The sequence below is a fragment of the Acinetobacter sp. RIT698 genome, from assembly GCF_009668065.1.
GTDB lineage: Bacteria > Pseudomonadota > Gammaproteobacteria > Pseudomonadales > Moraxellaceae > Acinetobacter > Acinetobacter guillouiae.
Genome location: NZ_WJYH01000063.1, coordinates 1 through 21,405, shown reverse-complemented (window position 1 = coordinate 21,405; position 21,405 = coordinate 1). Strand labels below are relative to the sequence as shown.

The 21,405-nt window shown below is 39.3% G+C and carries 14 protein-coding genes and 1 pseudogene; 9 read left to right on the top strand and 6 right to left on the bottom strand.

The features are described from left to right. The first annotated feature begins 116 nt into the window (after positions 1-116). From mdlC to GJV03_RS19280, 3 genes are read left to right on the top strand one after another with little or no spacing between them, the layout of a single operon-like run. The gene (mdlC, locus tag GJV03_RS19290) at positions 117-1,703 is read left to right on the top strand and encodes a benzoylformate decarboxylase (protein WP_244013534.1); all 1,587 of its coding nucleotides are present in this window, start codon (positions 117-119) and stop codon (positions 1,701-1,703) included. A gap of 33 nt (positions 1,704-1,736) precedes the next feature. Further along, positions 1,737-3,428 carry a D-lactate dehydrogenase gene (gene dld, locus GJV03_RS19285; protein ID WP_154130875.1) on the top strand — a complete coding sequence of 564 codons (1,692 nt, stop codon included), beginning with the start codon at positions 1,737-1,739 and terminating at the stop codon, positions 3,426-3,428. Positions 3,429-3,482: 54 nt separating this feature from the next. Continuing rightward, positions 3,483-4,625, top strand: coding sequence for an alpha-hydroxy-acid oxidizing protein (locus GJV03_RS19280; RefSeq protein ID WP_154130874.1), 1,143 nt, complete (start codon positions 3,483-3,485; stop codon positions 4,623-4,625). Between the two features lie 436 nt (positions 4,626-5,061). Here the strand turns inward: GJV03_RS19280 and GJV03_RS19275 are convergent, their stop codons facing one another. The 3 genes from GJV03_RS19275 to GJV03_RS19265 form a co-directional block, all read right to left on the bottom strand. Then, complete coding sequence (locus GJV03_RS19275; protein ID WP_154130873.1) at positions 5,062-6,531, bottom strand: aldehyde dehydrogenase family protein; 1,470 nt, start codon at positions 6,529-6,531, stop codon at positions 5,062-5,064. 4 nt (positions 6,532-6,535) lie between these two features. Further along, on the bottom strand, positions 6,536-7,777 hold the full coding sequence (locus GJV03_RS19270; RefSeq protein WP_252720748.1) for an aromatic acid/H+ symport family MFS transporter: 1,242 nt from the start codon (positions 7,775-7,777) through the stop codon (positions 6,536-6,538). A 458-nt stretch (positions 7,778-8,235) separates the two neighbouring features. Beyond that, positions 8,236-9,138: a LysR family transcriptional regulator gene (locus tag GJV03_RS19265; protein ID WP_151957140.1), complete on the bottom strand. Its 903-nt coding sequence runs from the start codon at positions 9,136-9,138 to the stop codon at positions 8,236-8,238. 395 nt (positions 9,139-9,533) lie between these two features. Between GJV03_RS19265 and benA the strand changes: the two genes are divergently transcribed. The 5 genes and pseudogenes from benA to GJV03_RS19240 all read left to right on the top strand — a co-directional run bounded on the left by benA (position 9,534) and on the right by GJV03_RS19240 (position 13,782). After that, positions 9,534-10,925 (top strand): benzoate 1,2-dioxygenase large subunit, encoded by a 1,392-nt coding sequence (gene benA / locus GJV03_RS19260; RefSeq protein ID WP_154130871.1) that lies wholly within the window; start codon positions 9,534-9,536, stop codon positions 10,923-10,925. After that, the gene (gene benB, locus GJV03_RS19255; protein ID WP_154130870.1) at positions 10,922-11,431 is read left to right on the top strand and encodes a benzoate 1,2-dioxygenase small subunit; all 510 of its coding nucleotides are present in this window, start codon (positions 10,922-10,924) and stop codon (positions 11,429-11,431) included. Before benA ends, benB begins: the two co-directional genes overlap by 4 nt. 87 nt (positions 11,432-11,518) lie before the next feature. Then, complete coding sequence (locus GJV03_RS19250) at positions 11,519-12,784, top strand: DcaP family trimeric outer membrane transporter (RefSeq protein ID WP_216070504.1); 1,266 nt, start codon at positions 11,519-11,521, stop codon at positions 12,782-12,784. A gap of 248 nt (positions 12,785-13,032) precedes the next feature. Further along, positions 13,033-13,245 (top strand): annotated as a pseudogene (locus tag GJV03_RS19245) (PDZ domain-containing protein); the annotation flags it as partial. A gap of 90 nt (positions 13,246-13,335) precedes the next feature. Further along, positions 13,336-13,782: a thioesterase family protein gene (locus GJV03_RS19240; RefSeq protein WP_252720747.1), complete on the top strand. Its 447-nt coding sequence runs from the start codon at positions 13,336-13,338 to the stop codon at positions 13,780-13,782. A 97-nt stretch (positions 13,783-13,879) separates the two neighbouring features. Here GJV03_RS19240 and GJV03_RS19235 read toward each other — a convergent pair whose 3' ends face one another. Beyond that, entirely contained in the window at positions 13,880-14,413 is a 534-nt protein-coding gene (locus GJV03_RS19235) for a peroxidase-related enzyme (RefSeq protein WP_154130867.1), read from the bottom strand. Between the two features lie 117 nt (positions 14,414-14,530). On the opposite strand from GJV03_RS19235, the gene GJV03_RS19230 reads away from it, so the two are divergent. Then, a complete protein-coding gene (locus GJV03_RS19230) occupies positions 14,531-15,394 on the top strand; it encodes an AraC family transcriptional regulator (RefSeq protein WP_105713620.1) in 864 nt (287 codons plus the stop codon). 108 nt (positions 15,395-15,502) lie between these two features. Here GJV03_RS19230 and GJV03_RS19225 read toward each other — a convergent pair whose 3' ends face one another. Next, positions 15,503-16,363, bottom strand: a complete 861-nt coding sequence (locus GJV03_RS19225) for a glycerophosphodiester phosphodiesterase family protein (RefSeq protein ID WP_004717127.1) — start codon at positions 16,361-16,363, stop codon at positions 15,503-15,505. Between the two features lie 84 nt (positions 16,364-16,447). Continuing rightward, entirely contained in the window at positions 16,448-21,355 is a 4,908-nt protein-coding gene (locus GJV03_RS19220; protein WP_154130866.1) for a histone H1-like repetitive region-containing protein, read from the bottom strand. Positions 21,356-21,405: the final 50 nt, after the last annotated feature.

The following is a 21,405-nucleotide window of genomic DNA, read 5'->3' as shown; positions in this document are numbered from 1 at the left end:
CTTTATAATTTTATATAGTTTGTATCTATAATCAATAATATTTATTATTTATTTTATCTATATTTTGTTGCGTATTATCATTAGAAAAATTAATTGAATGTTAAGGAAGGGCATACGTGAAAACTGTTCATCAATATACCTATGAAATATTGAGAAAAAATAATATTAAAATGATTTTTGGTAATCCTGGTTCGAATGAACTGCCTTTTCTAAAAAACTTTCCTACTGACTTTCAATATATTCTGGGTTTACATGAAGGCGCGGTCGTTGGAATTGCCGATGGGTATGCTCAAGCAACGGGACAAACGGCGTTTGTTAATTTGCATTCTGCTGCTGGTACAGGAAATGCGATGGGGGCGTTGAGTAATGCATGGAATTCTCATACACCTTTGGTAATTACAGCAGGCCAACAAACGCGAACGATGATGGGTGTTGAAGCGCTATTAACAAATATTGAAGCTGCTCAATTACCAAAACCTTTAGTTAAATGGAGTCATGAACCAGCAATTGCAAATGAAGTACCACACGCGATTAGTCGAGCAATACATATTGCTGGTGCAGAGGCTGCCGGGCCGGTATATGTTTCCATACCTTATAATGATTGGGATATTGAAGTAGATGGAGAAAATGAACATTTGCTTAAAAAGAACGTCACCAGTTCACAGTGTTTATCAGAGCAAGATTTATTATTTATAAGTCATAAAATAAATTCAGCTCAAAAAGTCGCTTTAGTTCTAGGTACGGATGTAGATCGACAATTTGCCAATCTTAGTGCAATCCGTTTCGCAGAAGCATTAAACGTTCCTGTTTGGGTTGCGCCATCTTCACCAAGATGCCCATTTCCAACAACGCATGCCTATTTTCAGGGGATTCTACCTGCAAGTATTGCGGGTATTTCCCAAATATTTAAAGAATATGATTTGGTTTTAGTATTTGGTGCACCTGTATTTCGTTATCACCAGTATGAACCTGGTCAATATCTATCTGAACATACAGAACTCATTGCATTCACTTGTGATATTCAAGAAGCAGCTCGGGCCGCAATGGGTTTATGCTATGTGAGTGATTTAGGCGATAGCCTGACACGATTAAGTCAGAAAGTTCATGCAAAAACTGATACGGTAGTTCACCGTCATACAATAGAACTGTCTCAGCCAAGTGAAAATGGCTATATAAAGCCAGAAAGGCTGTTTGATATGCTTAATATTCTCGCGCCAGACGGCACGATTTATACAAATGAATCTACTTCAACAACCAATGCATTATGGGATCGTTTAAGCCTTACTGAACAAGGAAGTTATTATTTCGCAGCTGCGGGTGGCCTTGGTTTTGCTATGCCTGCTGCGATCGGAGTTCAGTTGGCACATAAAACTCGTAGAGTAGTAGCACTGATTGGAGATGGTTCAGCAAATTATAGTATTACAGCATTATGGACTGCTGCTCAGTATAAAATTCCAGTGATCTTTATTATCTTAAAAAATGGAACGTATGGTGCACTGCGGTGGTTCGCAGGGGTTTTAAATGCTGAACATGTTCCTGGTATGGATGTCCCAGATATTGATTTTACACACATTGCCAAAGGCTATGGTGTAGATGCGTGTAGTGTAACGAATGACAGTGATTTTATTTCCGCTTTTAACAAAGCAGTCGATTCAGAGCAACCGACTTTGATTGAAGTCGTGACAGCTGAGTTAAGTAATTAATCATTATCAATACTTAAGCACGGAAAAACTTTTATGCAGACTAATTTTATTATTAAAGAATTGCATCAATTATTTAATCCACAGCAGATACTTATTGAAGATGTTGATAAAAGCTTTTATTTAAAAGGTTTTCGTGTTGGCAAGGGTGATGCACTTGCTGTGGTTATTCCTTATAGTTTATTCCAGCTATGGCAAGTTATTGAATTTGGAGTCAAACATAATTTAATCATAATTTTGCAAGCATCTAATACAGGTGTAACTGGTGGTTCTACACCACATTCTAATGATTATGACCGAGAAGTTATTGTTGTAAGTACAATGAAACTCAAAGGTATGCAGTTATTGGATGATGCCAAACAAGTTATTGCGTTTCCAGGGACAACACTTACAGAATTGGAAAATGCGCTGAAACCTCATCAACGCGAGCCCCATTCAGTCATTGGTTCATCTTGTATCGGAGCGTCTGTAATTGGTGGAATTTGTAATAACTCAGGAGGTTCATTAATTCGTCGAGGCCCAGCGTATACTGAAAAATCTTTATTTGCTCAGGTTGATGGAAGTGGAAAGTTAAAACTCATTAACCATCTGGGCATTTACTTGGGGGAAGATCCAGAAGAAATTCTAAGAAATCTAGAACAAAAAAACTATGATCTACAAAAAGTTAACTTAGCGCATGGAAAAATTTGGGCTGAAAATTATGCCAAGACACTACGAGATATAACTTCCCCAACAGCGACTCGCTACAATGGAAATCCTGAGTATTTACATGAAAGCTCGGGCTGTTCAGGGAAACTAGTCGTTTTTGCAGTCAGACTTCCAACTTTTGAAGCAGCAGAAGAGGCAACCACATACTTTATTAGTAGTAATAATGAGACCGAATTAATAGATTTAAGACGGTATCTATTAACAGAAATGACGACTTTACCGAGTCAGGCTGAGTATATCCATCGGCATGCATTTGATTTAACACAACGTTATGCAAAACATATGTATAAGGCGATTGATATTTGGGGCGCTGAAAAGATTCCAGCCTTATTTAAATTTAAAGCGCACATAGATCAATTTTTTAGAAAATTCCCTCTTTTTCCCAATAATTTTACAGATCGTTTGATTCAACTATTTAATCGTTTAACCCCTTCATGGATCGAACCGCGTTTGCAAGCATCCAATCAACAGTATGAACATCATTTAATGATTAAAGTTGATCAACAGCAAAGTGATGAATTACGAGAGCTATTGAATCATTTTTTTAATGGCTCTAAAGATCAATTTTTCCAATGCACTAAAGCTGAAGAAAAAAATGCTTTTCTTATCCGTTTTGCTGTAGGTGGTTGTGTGGTTTATTACTGCGAAAGTACGGGAATTGATCCAAATCAACGCTTAGTTTCTTTTGATGTTGCTTTTCGAAGGAATGATGATTGTTGGTCAATAGATTTACCAGACTATTTAAAACAACAAGTCATGATGGAGAGCTGTTGTGGTCATTTTTTCTGTTTTGTTTCACATCAGGATTACTTACTTAAGGAAAATGTTGATGCGATCCAATTTAAGCATGACGTACTTGCATACTTAGAACAGCGTGGAGCCAAATACCCCGCTGAGCATAATGTCGGCCATTTGTATAAAGCTTCTCTCGATTATCAGATTCATCTTAAAGAATTAGATCCAACCAATAGTTTTAATCCTGGTATTGGCAAGACAAGCAAATATAAACATTGGCATTAAACTAGGCCAAAATTTGAAATTTTTAATTGTAATAGGCTGAACAGGAACGCTCTTATGCCTTATAAAATGATCAATGTGGAAGACTACCAAAAACTTGCAAAATCGACTTTACCCAAAGTGATTTATGATTATCTGGAAGGTGGGGCAGATGATGAAAAAGGCTTACATCACAATCGACAGGTATTTGATCAATGGCGGTTTAAGCCGCAGCGTTTGGTCGATATTAGTGAACGAGACATTTCCTGTCAGTTGTTCAATCGTCTTTGGAGTGCGCCCTTTGCGATAGCACCTACTGGATTAAATGGTTCATTTTGGCCTAAAGGGGATGCGTTACTTGCAAAAAGTGCTGCTAAAGCCAATATACCATTTATGTTATCGACAGCTTCGAATATGTCGATTGAGGAAGTCGCCAGATCTAGTGATGGTGAAAAATGGTTTCAGCTTTATGTTGTACATCAAGAACTAGCCAAGCAAATGGTGCAACGTGCTTTAGACTCGGGTTATACAACTTTGATTGTGACCTTGGATGTTGGTGTAAACGGTTATAGAGAACGTGACCTGCGTAATCAGTTTGGATTACCATTAAAATTTTCTGCAAGCTTAGTGCTAGATGGTATGTTACATCCGGCATGGTCGTTACGTTTTTTAGCCAATAGCAAGCCACAGTTAGCAAATTTTGTAAGCTCTAAGACAGATAGTCTAGACATTCAAGTCGCAATTATGAAGCGCCAAATGGATGCCAGTTTCAATCAAGAAAGCTTAAAACGTATCCGTGAGATTTGGCCTCATCAATTATTGGTAAAAGGTATAATTAGCGCTGAAGATGCTCAAATTGCTATTCAGTGTGGAGTTGATGGGGTAATTTTATCTAATCATGGTGGACGTCAACTTGATTGTAGTGTGTCTCCTATGGAAACCTTGCAAGAAGTTTCTAGATGTATTCAACAACCGATCTTAATTGATAGTGGTTTTAGGCGGGGTTCAGATATTGTCAAAGCATTGTGTTTAGGCGCTGATATGGTGTGTTTAGGTCGCCCCACACTCTATGGTTTAGCATCTAAAGGTGAAGTTGGTGTTGATGAAGTAATCCAACTGATGAAGCAGGATGTTGACCGCACATTAGCACAAATAGGTTGCCCATCTGTAAAGCGGTTGGGCATGAGTTATCTTCAATACAACTCTGATATTTTGAGTTAGTTTATTTATATAAAATACTCATAAGATAAAAAGAGCAGGTCACGGAACAAAAAAAATAGATATACCTGTTCAATATCGCAAAATCCATCAATGAGGAATTTCTTTAGTTGAGGTCAGTTTGAGTTTAATACAGTAAGTTGAAAAATTGGACCAAAATGATTCAGTTTTTGCTTTTATTACAATAACAAGCGATGGATATAGCATAATAAGTAGATAAAGAAATAGTTTAAAATGATCTATTTGATATGGCAAACAGTTCTACAGTGCCAGCGCCTTTGATCTGCTATCAAAGTATAAAAAAACGAATTTTAACGTTATCAAGATTATACGTAAAACTCAGAATTATTAGGTTTTTAATTAAGATGAAACCTTTATGCAAAAGGTTGAAAGTAAAAATATTTTACTTTCAACCTGAGTCCATCAGATCACTCATCATTTAGAGCGGATATTGAATCCCTTTGTCTAAAATACTGATCCATTGACGTTGACTGAACTCATCAAAGTTAGCAGGACCACCAAAGCGGCCACCATAACCTGACTCACCCATTCCACCAAAAGGTACGTGATATTCATTATTTACTGTCTGATCATTGATATGAATCATGCCACTTTTAATTTCTTTGGCTAACTCATAGGCCCAAGCAGTGTGTTTACTATGAATTGCCACAGCAAGACCATATTTCGATGAATTGACAATATCAACCGCTTCTTTGATGTCATCAAAAATAATGATCGGTGCTACTGGACCAAATATCTCATCGGTAAAAATCGGATCATTTTTATCGATGTTCGTTAAAATAGTTGGATGGAAAAACAGTTGTTCACCTTTACCACCACATTCCAATATAGCACCTTGACTTACCGCATCCTCAACCATACGGCTCACTTTTACATGCTGAGCCTGATTAATAAGTGGACCTAATTGTGTATCAGGCGAGGAGGGGTTGCCAACTTTTAGTGATAATGCTTTTTCTTTCAGTTTTTTAATATAGACACTCGCAATGCTACGATGCACTAAATGACGTCCAGTCTGCATACAAATTTGCCCCTGATGTAGAAAAGTTCCCCAGACAGCATTATTTACAGCGATCTCTAAATCTGCATCTTCACAAATAATCATCGCATTATTGCCGCCCAGTTCAAGCGCACATTTTTTTAATTGTTTAGCACAATCCACGGCAATTTTCTTACCGATAACAGTTGAACCTGTGAAAGAGATCATATTCACTTGAGGGTGATTCACTATCGTCTCACCAATTTCACTTTCGCCATTCAATACCTGAAAAACACCTGATTGCAAACCTGCCATTTCAAATAGCCAGGCTAAAAGAGAACCTCCCGTAACATTACTAAATTCTGAAGGCTTTAATATCACACTATTGCCCATTGCTAAAGCTGGTGCTATAGAGCGGATAGATAATAATAAAGGAAAGTTCCAAGGGGAGATTACACCGACAATACCGATAGGAACACGTAACCATACATTGGTTTTATTGGGGATAGCGGATGGAAAAATCTCACCTGATGCAGACATTGGCATAGATGAAGCCATGTATAATTGTTCGATACAGGCATTGGCTTCCCAGCCAGCTTTAAGCGCTGTTGATCCACACTCTTGAATGTTCCAATCAATAAAAGTTTGAATATTTTGCTCAAAAATTTGTGCGGCCTTTCTCAGGACCTTGGCACGTGTTTCAAATGTTGTATTTTTCCATATGTGTTGGGCTTGCATCGCTATTTGAACTGAAGTATTGACATTATCTACAGAAGAAAGCTGTACAGATGAAATAATCTCCCCAGTTGCTGGATTTATAATTTCACGTGAAGCGTTATTGGTTTTAACCCAAGTTCCTTGAAAAATATGTTCTTTCCAAATTTGTTCTATGATTTTTGTTTGTATATTCATGACTTTATCCTTTCGTCGTGAGTTGAACTTGAGACACCTTCTGATGTGTAAATAAAGCAATAACAATTGCGCCTATAATTCCGGGCAGTGCAAATACCATGAAGTTTTGCTCAAATGGCAAATTCATTGCGAGTAAAAATCCGCCGAATAATGGGCCAGAAATTGCACCAAATCGGCCCATTGCTGCGGCAAAACTGACACCTGTTGAACGAATATTCGCAGGATAGAAGTCCGCAGCTAAAGTGTGAATAACAGACATGGAACCAACAGTTGCGCCACCTGCGATCACTAGCAATATGCTCAGGACAAATGCAGGAGGGTGAAATCCTAGGCAGCTAATCGAAGCTGACGCAAGTAAATAACCAAAAATTAATGTGGGTTTTGATCCCCATTTATCAGCGAGGATTCCAAAAATTAAAGTGCCTAGAATCGCTCCAATGTTGAGTGTTACTAAAAATGTGATACTAGAGCCGAGAGAATATCCACCGACATTCATCAGTTTAGGTAGCCAAGTATTTAGACCAAATACCATAAGCATAACCATGGCAAATCCCGACCAAATCAGCAGAGTTCTGACAGTTTTGCCTTCTGTAAATAGACCAAGAACAGGTATTTTTTGCGTATTTGCTGTCATGTCTACAACATAGTGCATATTGTTTTCATGCTTATGGTTAGGATTTAATTTTTTTAGTGTGCTAATCACATCTATTTGACGGTTTTTATGAATGAGATAGCTGATGGATTCTGGAAAAGTCTTATACATTAATGGAATCAAGAAAATACATGTGCCAGCAATCCAAAAAGTTGCTTGCCATCCAAAAACTGGAATCAAAAACAAGCCTGCTAAGCCGGAAAGTATGGCGCCAACACCATAAAAGGCGAGTACTAAGTTAATCAAACGATTACGATGTGAACCAGGCGCCATCTCTTTAATAATTGTCACCAAATTGGGGACTGCACCACCTAGTCCGACACCCGTGAGTAATCTGCAAATAAAGAATGTTGTTGTATCATGTGCAAAGCCATTCATCGTGACGGCGAGACTCGATAAAATCGTACAAGCAATAATGATATTTTTTCGACCGAATTTATCAGCCGCCATACCGAGAGTAACAGCACCAAGCATCATCCCCATTAAAGATGCCGCACCGAGAAGTCCTGCTGTTTGGGGCGAAAGTTGCCATTCAAGCATTAAGTGGGGGAGAACAGAGCCATAAATTACAAGGTCATATCCATCAAATAACATAATAACAGCACACCAAAAGACTAAAATTTTATGGTGTTTATTGAGAGGAACCTTATCAATAAGGTCTACAGCATTAATATTTTGCATCGCTTCCTATCCTTTGGATAGAATCAAAAGTTATCTATAATTCAACGTAGTGAATTTCAATCCCTTTTAACTCAATAGCTTTTTCTCCAGGCATCCACTACCTGAAAAGATTTTATAATCAATGATTTCTCATGATCTTTATAAATCATATAGTTTATTATTTTTATAGATCAAATTAATAAAACATATTATGCAATATATGTTTTATCTATATTTATTTTCTATACTGAAATATTAAATTTTTAATGAATTGAAATATAAGAATAAATAATTATTGAAAAAAGCAGAGAATTACTAAAACAGTGTCCGTTATATTTGGCATTGCAACGCACCAACATAGAAGCAAGCAGTCAACGTCCAAGTCATTATTTTTATTTCATTTCGTTGTGATCGGTTAAAATCTCTTTTAAAAAATTTATAAACCATTTTTGTGCAGAGGTATCAGCTGACTTTTTATACCAATGTAGAGTTACATCGAAACAAGGCAATTCAAAAGGCACATCAAAAATTTGAATATCAGAATTGTGTTTAAAATATTCACCTATTCGAGAAGGTACAGTGACAATTAAATTATGTTTGGCAATGAGCTCCCCTAAAATACTGAACTGAGGAACTTGTAGTTTAATTTTTCGTCTTAATCCTTGTTTACTTAAATAATTTTCTACTAGGTTATGACCTGTAGATGCGGGTACAACAGCATGATTGCCTTTTAAGAAATTATCTAAAGTAAATTTATTGCCTTCTAGAACGATCCCTCGACTGACTAAACAAGTATATTTTTCTTCAAATAACGTTAAAGTATTTAAACTTTTGTCCTCTAAATTTTTATTGCATATTGCCGCATCAACCTTACCAGTGATTAACCAATCCGATAATTTATTCATATCGACAGTCGTTATTTCCAATGTTATGTGGGGTGCATGGATTTCTAGGTGTGACAAAATGATAGGGAGGAAATATAAGCCACCGATGTCTGTTAAAGCAATTCTAAAGCACCTTTCACTCGTCTTGGCATCAAAGTTTTTTACTTCACTGACAACACCTTCAATCTCAACAAGATGATGATTCAATGATTCATACAACTGAGTTGCATAAGTTGTTGGAATCATACCTTCTTTTGTTCTAATAAATAGCTGATCTTTAAATAAATATCTTAATCTGGATAAATTGTGACTTACTGATGGTTGAGTAATATTTAAATGCACAGCAGCTGTACTCACGCTACGTGTATTGTAGATTGTGACAAAAGCCCGAATTAAATTTAAATCCACCATAATAGATACCACTAATATTTATTAGAAAAAATAACAATTTGACTAATAATACATAAAAAAATAAATTTAGCAAATCAGTTATGGAACTGACTTGTTAAGAGAAATTAACAATAGGGAATTTAAAGTAAGCAATGCTTTGATGATGGAAGGAACAATTTTATCAACGTCAAACATCTAGTTTTTAAATTTCTTTGAGTCACTTCTTATTTTATTCACTGATCATATTGCACTCAATGTTGAAATGATAAAAACAATCAGCTTTGTATTCTCAACTTAAGTTGATCACCATCATGTAGGCACTCAATATCGATAGGAACCGAGATATTTGCTCTACATGATTTACATCATTATTTCAGCTTGGTGGCTTCCCTCATTTGGAAAGTTGGAGAAAGGACATGCCACGTATTCCTATAATAAATACCAGCCATCTAGATCGTATCGATGAGTTGTTTGTAGACAATGTCGATACGGGTGAATTTAAACTTCATCGTTCAGTTTTTACTGATCAAGCGTTGTTTGAACTTGAAATGAAATACATTTTCGAAGGTAACTGGGTGTTTTTGGCACATGAAAACCAGATCCCAAATAACAATGACTACTACACCACCTATATCGGTCGTCAACCGATCATCATTGCACGTAACCGTGCTGGTGAACTCAATGCCATGATCAATGCCTGCTCGCACCGTGGTGCACAGCTTTGTCGTTATAAACGTGGCAATAAGGCCACCTATACTTGTCCTTTCCACGGTTGGACATTTAATAATTCAGGAAAATTGTTGAAAGTTAAAGATCCTTCTGATGCAGGTTACTCAGATGGCTTTAACAAAGACGGTTCACACGACCTAAAAAAAGTTGCGCGTTTTGAAAATTACAAAGGATTTTTGTTTGGTAGTTTGAATCCTGATGTTTCTTCACTTAAAGAGTTCTTAGGTGAAGCGACGAAAATCATCGATATGATTGTGGATCAGTCCGAAGATGGTCTAGAAATCTTACGTGGTGCATCTACCTATACTTATGAAGGTAACTGGAAGCTGACTGCCGAAAATGGTGCCGATGGTTATCATGTTTCCGCCGTTCACTGGAACTATGCTGCAACCACACAACAGCGAAAGGAAAAGCAGGCACAGGATAATATTCGCGCCATGAGTGCCGGTGGTTGGGGTAAGCAGGGCGGTGGCTGCTATGGCTTTGAACATGGTCATATGTTGTTGTGGACACAATGGGCCAATCCAGAAGATCGCCCGAACTATGCACGTTATGAGGAGTATATCGACAAGTTTGGTGGAGCAATGGCTAAATGGATTGTTGAGCGTTCACGTAACCTTTGCCTCTATCCAAATGTTTACTTAATGGATCAATTTGGTTCACAGATTCGTGTATTGCGTCCGTTAAGTGTGAATAAAACTGAAGTGACGATTTACTGCATTGCACCAAAAGGTGAAGCACTTGATGCACGTACCCGCCGTATTCGCCAGTATGAAGATTTCTTTAATGCATCAGGTATGGCAACACCTGATGACTTAGAAGAATTCCGTGCGTGTCAAGCTGGTTATGCCGGTATTGAACTCGAATGGAATGATATGTGCCGTGGCTCTAAGCACTGGATTTATGGTCCAGATGACGCAGCCCAGGAAATTGGTTTAAAACCTATATTAAGTGGCATCAAAACTGAAGATGAAGGCCTATACCTTGCACAACATCAATATTGGTTGAGCTCAATAAAACGTGCGATTGCCAGAGAAAAAGAGCTTGCAGGACAACAAGATTTGGGAGAAACCGTATGAATACCCCAACCAATTTAGACAATATAAGTCTCGAGCAAGTGACCCAGTTTTTATATCGTGAGGCACGTTATTTAGATGAGGAACAGTGGGATGAATGGTTACAGTGCTATGCGCCCGAGGCTTCTTTCTGGATGCCAGCATGGGATGATGATGATCAACTGACAGAAGACCCACGATCAGAAATTTCGTTGATTTACTATCCGGATCGCCAAGGTTTAGAAGATCGTGTATTTCGGATTAAAACAGAACGTTCATCTGCGACCATTCCTGATACCCGTACCAGCCATAATATTTCCAATATTGAGATTGTGGAACGTGATGGTGACGAAGTCACGGTACGTTTTAATTGGAACACTTTGAGTTTCCGCTATAAAACCAACTACAGCTATTTCGGCATGTCATGTTATGTGATCGACTTTTCAACTGAACAACCCAAAATCTTAAGTAAGTATGTTGTGCTTAAAAACGATTATATCAACCAAGTGATTGATATTTACCACCTGTAAACACATTGCTCAGCCAAATGGAATGTTGGTTCAGTTTTAGCAGTTTTTAGACTTTTTGGAATCAATAATTTAAATAATCAAAAGGAAATGTTAAAGATGGATAGGTTAAATCAAGGGACTAATATATTTAAAATGATACTTATGGCGATTGTGGCTGGTGTATCGAGTAACAGCAGTTTTGCCAATATCAGTCAGAATGAACATAACGAACTCAGAAAAGAACTTATGGCACTTCAGAAAGAGGTTCAAAACTTAAAAAATGAGAATAGTCTGCAGTTACAATCTGCACCGTCGATGTCCATGATAGAAAAAAAGAGATCTACAGAGGTCAATATTTATGGATTTATACGCGCTGATGCAACCTATCAAGCTACTGGTGCATCGACAATGTATAATAATATCAATGCTGTACCATTAAAAAATACCCATGAGGAATATAAGCAACGTGATCGATTCCGTGCGACTGCTGCTGCTACACGTATCGGAGCAAACTTCAGGACTGAAACACCAGTAGGGGAAATAAAAGGTAAGATTGAAACAGATTTTTTTGGTGGTGCAACAAGAGATCAATTTCGTATACGTCATGCTTATTTGACATTTGATAAATGGTTAGTCGGTCAGACATGGTCAAATTTTATTGCACCTGAATATTTACCTGAAACTATTGAGCCTGCTTCATATGTTGGAGGATCCTTATTGCGAGTACCTGTGCTTAGGTATACAGATAAGATTACGGATCAGACAAGTTTTGTTATTAGTATCGAAGACCCTAAATATACAGCTGCCACTGATCCTGACAATGAAATGAGATTACCTGCGTTCGTTGGACGTATTAACCATAATTTTGATAATGGCTCATTAATTTCAGGTCGTAGTTTCCTTGCAGAAAAGAAAACAGCAAATGATGAAAAGTTAGCTTGGGGAATCGGTTTGGGGGGAAAATATCTAATCTCTCCTAATACAATATTGAAGGCTGATTATTATCATGTAAAAGGAGATGGCCGGTTTTTAGCTTGGAGTAATAGTGGCTATGCTTTGGATATAAATAATCAGATGCATGAAAATGAGTTTGATACGATCTCGTTAGGAATAACGCATAAGTTTAATCCTAAATTACGTTCTACGATTGGTTATGGCTATATGAAAGCCAATGATAGTAGCACGTTTGCAAATTTAAAATATGATGATAATACACAAAATAAGCAACTTTGGCAGGGCTGGGCAAATGCGATTTATAGCCCATTCAAGTCGATAGATTTTGGATTAGAATATGTTTATGGACAGCGAGAAACTTTCAATGATTTAACAGGTGTAGATAATCGCTTTAACATGATGATTAGCTATGATTTTTGATCACTATATTTTTATAATAATTTGATGCTTGGTATATATCTACATTAATCATCCAATTTTAGCTTCTTAGCTAAAGTGTTAATGATCTGTGGTTGGGAAAGTCTGCCAATTTAACTTATGCTCAAGCGGTGTAGTCATGAAATAGTTTGAAATTTATTTCGCATCAACGCCTGATGAATGTCATCAGGCGTTTTATATTTCAGAACATATATGCTCTATGAGTATTATAAACTTCTATAGGTTATGCTCTTTATGTATTTATTCATGATGTGACCAGAGATAGCTTGGCTGCACAGTCACGGATTTTACCTAGTGATGTGATCACACAAGTAAATAACAAGAAAGTAAATCCAACGAGTGATTTTGTTGATGCTATTTCTGAGCTACAGAAAAATACGGTAGCGCGTGTTGCGATTGTTCGTGAAGGGCAACATGCTATGATTGGATTACGTATTCAATAAATACAACTGATCAGAATCAGCCACTCAAAGGGTGGCTTTTTTATGTCAAACTTATACGGATGGTTGAAAAAGTGGAAAAGGAAAGAAGATATGAGTTCAGTATTTGATTTAAAAATCGAAGTAAAACCAGAGCATATAGATGTCTTAGGTCATGTAAACAATGTGGTCTATGTACAATGGATGCAGGATATTGCATCTGCACATATCGAAACATTGGGTGTTGGACTCGATCAATATTTAGAAATGAAACATGCAATGGTTGCTGTAGAACATCATGTTCAGTATCGCAAAGCAGCAATGTTAGATGATGATATTATTTTGAGAACTTGGTTATACGAGATCAACGCACTTTATTCTTTCCGTCAGTATGCTTTTTTTAATGCCAAAGATAAAAGCTTGCTCTTTACTGGCAATACTAAATGGGCATGTATAGAAATTGCTTCAGGGCGTCCGAAACGGATGTCACCGACTTTTATCCAAGCCTATCAACCCATTAATTCTGAAATAGATCCTTTTGATTTAAGTTCAATCATTTAAATTACTTGGATTTTTAGATGAAGTGCAATAACGCATAAAGAAAATCTTATATTTAATGAAAGCGACCTCTCTGTTATACACGAGAGGTCGGTATGTTTTATATCAATTCGACTCGTGGAAAGTCTACTGGCGTATCTAGTGCAATATTGATGTAGTTAGTGAATATATTCAAAGCCACATGCGCCATGATCTCAATGATTTGTTGGTCATTAAAACCTACATTGCGAAGTGTTGTGATATCAGCATCAGTCATCTGAGCACGTTGATTGACCACCATTAAAGCAAAAGTCAGTGCTGCTGCTGTTTTATCATCAGCTGCTTTTCCTATTTGCGCTTCAGCCATTTCAGCAGCGCTAGCGCCAGCATTTTGACCGAGTACAGTATGTGCTGCTAAGCAATATTCACAGCGGTTTAAATTGGCGATTGCAACAGCAATCTGTTCACCTAATTTTGCACCAAGTGTACCTTTACCTAAGGCAGCAAAAGCGGACCACATGCTTTGTAAAGCTGCTGGCGAATTTGCCACTGCCTTAAACATATTTGGAGTCGTGCCAAAAGCTTGTTGAATTTGGGTTAATAAAGGTTGACTTGCTTGGGGTGCAAGTTGAGTGTCAAGGTTGATACGTGACATGTTATTCTCCTTAAAGGATCGTAGTGATAGTAGAAGTGCATCAAACTTTGATTATTATGTGTAAATTCACTGTATGATTAGATACAATATGTTCATAAAATATATCAATTCGTTCAAATGAAAACGATTCACCCCATTGATCGCCTTTCAGGTCTACTTGACCGTTTCCGTATGCAGGCAGAGTTGTACCATACTGGTGTGTTATGTGGCGTCAGCCATTTTGATGCTTGTGAAGGGTTTGGCTATTTACATGTCTTACGTCAGGGACAACTGGAAGTCAGTCATCCAGCTATGGCGCATTTGCCAAGACGTATGCGTTTTGATGAACCAACGCTACTTTTTTATCCTGGCCCAATTACACATCATTTTCATAACCCGCCCAGAGAAGGTGCTGATTTTACCTGCGCGCGGTTGATACTGGATGGTGGGCAACAGAATCCACTGGTAAGGGCATTACCTGCCGTAATTGCACTTCCTCTAGCGCGTGTACAAGGATTGGATCAGGCGCTTGCGCTATTATTTGCTGAAACAGACCATGCCCGTTGTGGGCAACGATTATTAGCGAATCGGTTATTTGAAGTGGTGGTACTTCAACTATTACGTTGGTTATTAGATCATCCTCATGAAGCAGGGGTAAGCACTGGACTTATTATTGGTCTTTCAGATCCACGTTTGGCGCGCACGCTGGTGGGAATACATGAATATCCAGGTGAATCGTGGACACTAGAGCGCATGGCTGAACTGGCATGTATGTCTAGAACAGCTTTTGCCAATACCTTCCGTGATGTGATGGGACAGACACCAGCTGAATATTTAACAGACTGGCGTATTGCTTTGGCACAAAGTAGATTGCGTGAAGGGCATTCAATTAAAATATTGGCTGAAGAACTGGGTTATGCTAATCCATCAGCATTATCTCGCGCATTTTCAGTCAGGGTAGGCATGTCTCCCCGAGAATGGTTGACCAGCCATCCTGTCTAATGCTTAGTTAATGGTGATCTTTAACGAAAGTAAGATTGAGTAAGACAGTTCAATTTATATTGAACTGTCTGAGTTTAATGATCTATGAGTTGAGTTAACTTAAACACTTCATCGATTGGAAAATTGAGCAGGGGAATCGACCATTACGGCTTCAGCACCTAACTGTTTTGCTATTCGATAGTCTGCTTCAGAATTGATACCGAACAGGACAATACGATTTGCTGCTTGTGTCCTAAAGCAGTTCATAATTTCCTTATCCCAAACAAACTCTGCTTTTGAACGGCCTTCACCTAAGGTATAGGTTTCTACAACCTCAACCTGCCGTCTTAACTCCAAACCATGCCACCCAATTGGTTCTTGAGCAGCCTGACAATTATGGTTCAGCGCGACACGAGCTAAAATATCCCGAGTATCATCTCTTGCAACAAAATACGGAATTTGACCGACCTGTTTGACGGCATCTGTATAACGGCGTTCAGTAGAGTAGAGCCTTACTCGGTTAAGTGAGTTGGTGGAAACGAGTACACGTTTAATAGCCGTAGCAATTTGCACCGGATCTGCATCAGGCGATTTAATATCAATATAAAAAGTGGTTCGAGGAAATTGAGTAAGCACCTGTTGAAGTGTTGGGATACGGATTCCTTTACCTCTCCATGGGTAAATTGTTTGTTGTCCTGCATTGCGGGCGACATTCCATCCAGCATCCAAGCCCTGTAATTGTTTTACAGTATATGCAGAGACCAAACCTTGGCCATTACTTAAAGCATTCAGATTATTAGGGCGATAGAGTACAGGAACACCATCATTACTTAACTGTACGCTGATCCAGATCACATCTGCGTGATTCCTTAAAGCGAGATCAATTGCATAGGCTGTGTTCTCAGGTGCATCTGCCGTTCCACCGCGATGCGCAACAATTAGTGGTGATTGACCAGTTTGATTTGAGTAAGGTGCTGCATTTAATGCCATGCTATGTAATCCATGACCGAATATGCATATCAACATGATGTTTTTAAACAAGCTATTTTTCATAATAATATTGCAACCTATTGATTAAAATTTATAGCCATATTGGAGTCTTATGCCATTTTCACTATATTTTTTCGCGAGCTGTCCTTCATAATTGACCGAAAACCCGTGGGTGTTGGCGATATCGACATTGAAACCAAAATTGATGATGCCTGTGTTCTGATTATTGGGAACATCTAAATAACCAGCATCTCCAGCAATCAGTGAGTTATTTGATATAAATGTTAATTTGCCCGCTTTATCATTATTTTTTAAACGGTTTTGCCATGCTAAGCTTGCATTTAAACTTAGAGATGTTGTATCCCATACGTTCCATTTTTGAGATATATCCAGACCGACAGTTGAAGATACACGGTCAATATTCGTTTTTTCACTATTTAGTGAATAGTATCCATTACTTTGTTGAATGGAATCATTTTCTAAGTAGTCGTATGCAACACCGATAAATGGTTCCATATATAGGTTATTGTGTCGCAATGCATAGCCCATCTCAGCGTTCAACTGATAAGTACGACCATTGTATTTTGCATTAAATTGACCATCATTCTGATCATTAAATCGTGATTTAACCTCATTACGTCCCAATGTACCACTGAAACGAAAATTGATTTGATCAATTTGAGTCCCTGTATAGATACCGAACTGATAATTATCGATTTTAGCATTGGCATTATTTTTGTTATTTAAATCTTTGCTATTAATGGCTGCAGTTATTCCGATTGCCCAATCTCCAAGTGTAGTATCTGCGCCTAAAGCTAGACCCTGCCTCTGAACATTATAATCATGCATCTTGGCATTGCTGAGATTATTCCATTCCCCCAGACGAGACTTGCTTTTTGAGTCTGAAAAATCTATCCAAGCATTATTACTGTTCTCCTGATTACGTTGAATATAGCGTAGACGTTGATTGGTTAAACGACGATTGCGATCCATATCCTGAAATTCTTCTGCCAGAATATCGCCATGAATTGATGCAATTTGGGTCGCTTTTTCAGCTCTAGCTTGCTCCAATAACTTTGCTTCAGCAGCGGCTTTATCGGCAGCAGCTTTATCGGCAGCGACTTTTTCCGCGGCAGCTTTCTCTGCGGCAGCTTTATCGGCAGCGGTTTTCTCAGCAGCAGCTTTCTCAGCAGCGGCTTTTTCCGCGGCAGCTTTATCGGCAGCAGCTTTTTCAGCAGCGGCTTTCTCTGCGGCAGCTTTCTCTGCGGCAGCTTTCTCTGCGGCAGCTTTCTCTGCGGCAGCTTTCTCTGCGGCAGCTTTCTCTGCGGCAGCTTTCTCAGCAGCAGCTTTTTCAGCAGCGGCTTTCTCTACGGCAGCTTTCTCAGCAGCGGCTTTATCGGCAGCAGCTTTTTCCGCGGCAGCTTTCTCAGCGGCAGCTTTTTCAGCAGCGGCTTTTTCAGCAGCAGCTTGATCCGCGGCAGCTTTATCGGCAGCAGCTTTATCGGCAGCGGCTTTCTCAGCAGCAGCTTTTTCCGCGGCAGCTTTATCGGCAGCGGCTTTTTCAGCAGCGGCTTTATCGGCAGCGGCTTTATCGGCAGCGGCTTTTTCAGCAGCGGCTTTCTCGGCAGCAGCTTTTTCCGCGGCAGCTTTATCGGCAGCGGCTTTATCAGCAGCGGCTTTATCGGCAGCAGCTTTTTCAGCAGCGGCTTTTTCAGCAGCGGCTTTCTCTGCTGCGGCTTTATCGGCAGCGGCTTTATCAGCAGCAGCTTGATCCGCGGCAACTTTCTCTGCTGCGGCTTTATCGGCAGCGGCTTTATCGGCAGCGGCTTTTTCAGCAGCAGCTTGATCCGCAGCAGCTTTCTCGGCAGCAGCTTTCTCGGCAGCAGCTTTTTCCGCGGCAGCTTTATCGGCAGCGGCTTTTTCCGTGGCAGCTTTCTCGGCAGCAGCTTTTTCCGCGGCAGCTTTATCGGCAGCAGCTTTTTCAGCAGCAGCTTTCTCTGTGGCAGCTTGATCCGCGGTAGCTTTTTCAGCGGCAGCTTTATCGGCAGCAGCTTTTTCAGCGGCAGCCTTGTCAGCAGCGGCTTTTTCAGCAGCAGCTTTTTCAGCAGCGGCTTTCTCGGCAGCGGCTTTATCGGCAGCGGCTTTATCAGCAGCGGCTTTATCAGCAGCAGCTTTTTCCGCGGCAGCTTTATCGGCAGCAGCTTTTTCAGCAGCGGCTTTTTCCGCGGCAGCTTTTTCAGCAGCGGCTTTTTCCGCGGCAGCTTTTTCAGCAGCGGCTTTTTCAGCAGCGGCTTTCTCGGCAGCGGCTTTTTCAGCAGCGGCTTTCTCGGCAGCAGCTTTTTCCGCGGCAGCTTTCTCAGCAGCGGCTTTCTCGGCAGCAGCTTTTTCCGCGGCAGCTTTCTCAGCAGCGGCTTTCTCGGCAGCAGCTTTTTCCGCGGCAGCTTTCTCAGCAGCAGCTTTCTCAGCAGCAGCTTTCTCAGCAGCAGCTTTCTCAGCAGCAGCTTTCTCAGCAGCAGCTTTTTCAGCAGCGGCTTTCTCAGCAGCAGCTTTCTCAGCAGCAGCTTTATCGGCAGCGGCTTTTTCCGCGGCAGCTTTCTCAGCAGCAGCTTTATCGGCAGCGGCTTTCTCTGCGGCAGCTTTATCGGCAGCAGCTTTATCTGCAGCAGCTTTTTCCGCGGCAGCTTTATCTGCAGTTAAGTCCCTGAATTGTAATTTAAGTTTCTTATCTTCTTCAGTTTTTGTTAATTCTGGTTGAATATTTTCAGTAGCAATCGATGTAAGATAGTTATTATTAAATATTCCATTAATTTTTGTAGCATCCATTAAGGTATATTCATTACCTTGATAGCGGAGGGTATCATTTTTCCCAAGTAATTTATCTGGGCTTTGTTCATAGGTCTGGAAGTTAGCTCCATTTAAATAAGCATTACCCCGAACAACCAATTTGTCCACTTGCTCATTTTTGTCTCTAATTTTGGCTGAATATGTGGCGTCAGGGCTAAATTTAATATCTCCATTAATAGTAAATGTACTAAATCCTGTTTGATTGTAAAGTGATGGTGCAAATCTGCCACTATTGATTTCGATTGTTGCAGACTGACCTTGACCAGAAAGTGTCCCTAATTTATTGACAATAATGCCTGAAGATAAAGATCCTGTGATATCAATACCACCTTCATTAATGAAAGTATTGCCTGCATAGGTATTGTTTCCCGATAACTGTAATGTTCCACTACCTTTTTTAATCAGACCACCGCTACCAGCGATATTGTTTGACCAAGTATCGAATGAACATTCAGCTGCATCACAACTACGTTCTCTGGTTGTGCCAATATCATATTTTATCCCTTGGCCCATATTGACGGTGAAATCACCATTTCCAAAAGTATTGGCCAGATTATCCAGATCATCACCCAAATTTTGTTTTACATCCTCAGCAAGCATGTTTTTTACATCATCCGCTGAAGCAAACATTGCTGGTCCTTTAATGGCGTTTTCCAGATCAATTTTTCCCCAACCAAAGTATTTATCAATTACTTTGGCACGACCATCAGTTACTCTACCATTTTCATCCATATCAGCAGCTGTGGTTTTTAAAACAGAAACAGTCTGGCTGGAGCTCATATAGGGAAAGCGTTCCATAAGAACAGCGAGAGCACCTGTGGCATGTGGTGCAGCCATTGAGGTTCCAGTCATATACTCATAATTATCAGCAAGCTTTCCATCTTCAACTTTAAATGTTGAACTATAAATCCCTGTTCCGGGCGCTGCCACACACCACAATGCGGTATAACCACATTGTGAAGACCCTGTATACAGTGTTTCTTTGGTGCTATCGTCATTCACCAAAATTTGAGTTTGTCGAAGACCTTGACCGACTTGTTCCCACAAATAGTCTTCTTTGCCAATTGCAAGATTTGCTTGACGTAAATATTTTTTATTTTGAAAAGTAACTTCAAAAAATTGTAAATCATCACCCGCACTGAGCGTTTCACTATCTTCTGGAACAGTGATTTCTTTACTGCGAACCAATGTTAGATTACTGACAGTAAGATAATTGGGCAGTAAGTCATTATAAACGATAGGCATCCCTTGAAAGGCACCAGGTTCGTTATAATGATTGTAATTTCCAGCAGCAAAAACGTTGACTACGCCTTGTTTTCCAGCTTCTCGAAGGGCCCTGATTTGGTTGACAAGCCCATTGTTTGATTTGTCATTTGCCCCAAAATTGAATTTTTGACCATTACGCTCAATTATACCGTCTTCAGCTTCAACTACATCTTTCACTGTAATTGAAATTTTAGATTCCCCCCTTTTCGTGGGGGTGGTCGTATATATGACTCGATTTAAAAAATCATAGGGTCTGTTTTTATCAGACTTTTTTTCAAAGTCTTTTACTGTTGATGTGCTTATACCATCGATACCAATCAAGTCTTTCCATTGAGAATCTTCAGGATTGATGCCATAGTCTTTATCTCCCTCTGTACCCCAGCTATTATTAATTAGACGAACTGCCGTAGTGTCGAGAAAAGGGTAAATATTATTATTCATATGTTGTGCAAAAATATCTGCACCATAGGCTACGCCGTGCATGCCTTGATCATTCTTTTTAGCACCAATGATCCCAGAAACATGAGCGCCATGGGTATAATCTTCGGCATTGAATCCGTCAGCTACTTTACTGCCGATACTTAAGTCTGAATTATGTTCTTTACCATCTTTATTGGGTGTAACAAATGTGAGTTTGTCAGTAAGTTCGCTTATTCCTGAGGGAAAGTCTGAATCTGCAACCCCAATGGCAATTCCCTTACCCGTATAGCCTTTTTCATAAGCATACTGCGCACCAATACGACTTAGTCCCCAATTGGCATTGAACTCATCAGTTTCAGCACGCAGTGGTACTGCAAAGGAGGACGATGAAATAATCGGATACCCCAGCAAAATACTACGTAACAGTATGCTTAACGTTTTTTCTTTAAATATACGTTTCATCTAAATTTCTTAACCCTGTAAGTTTTTGTTTCTGTCGTTTATGTATGTGG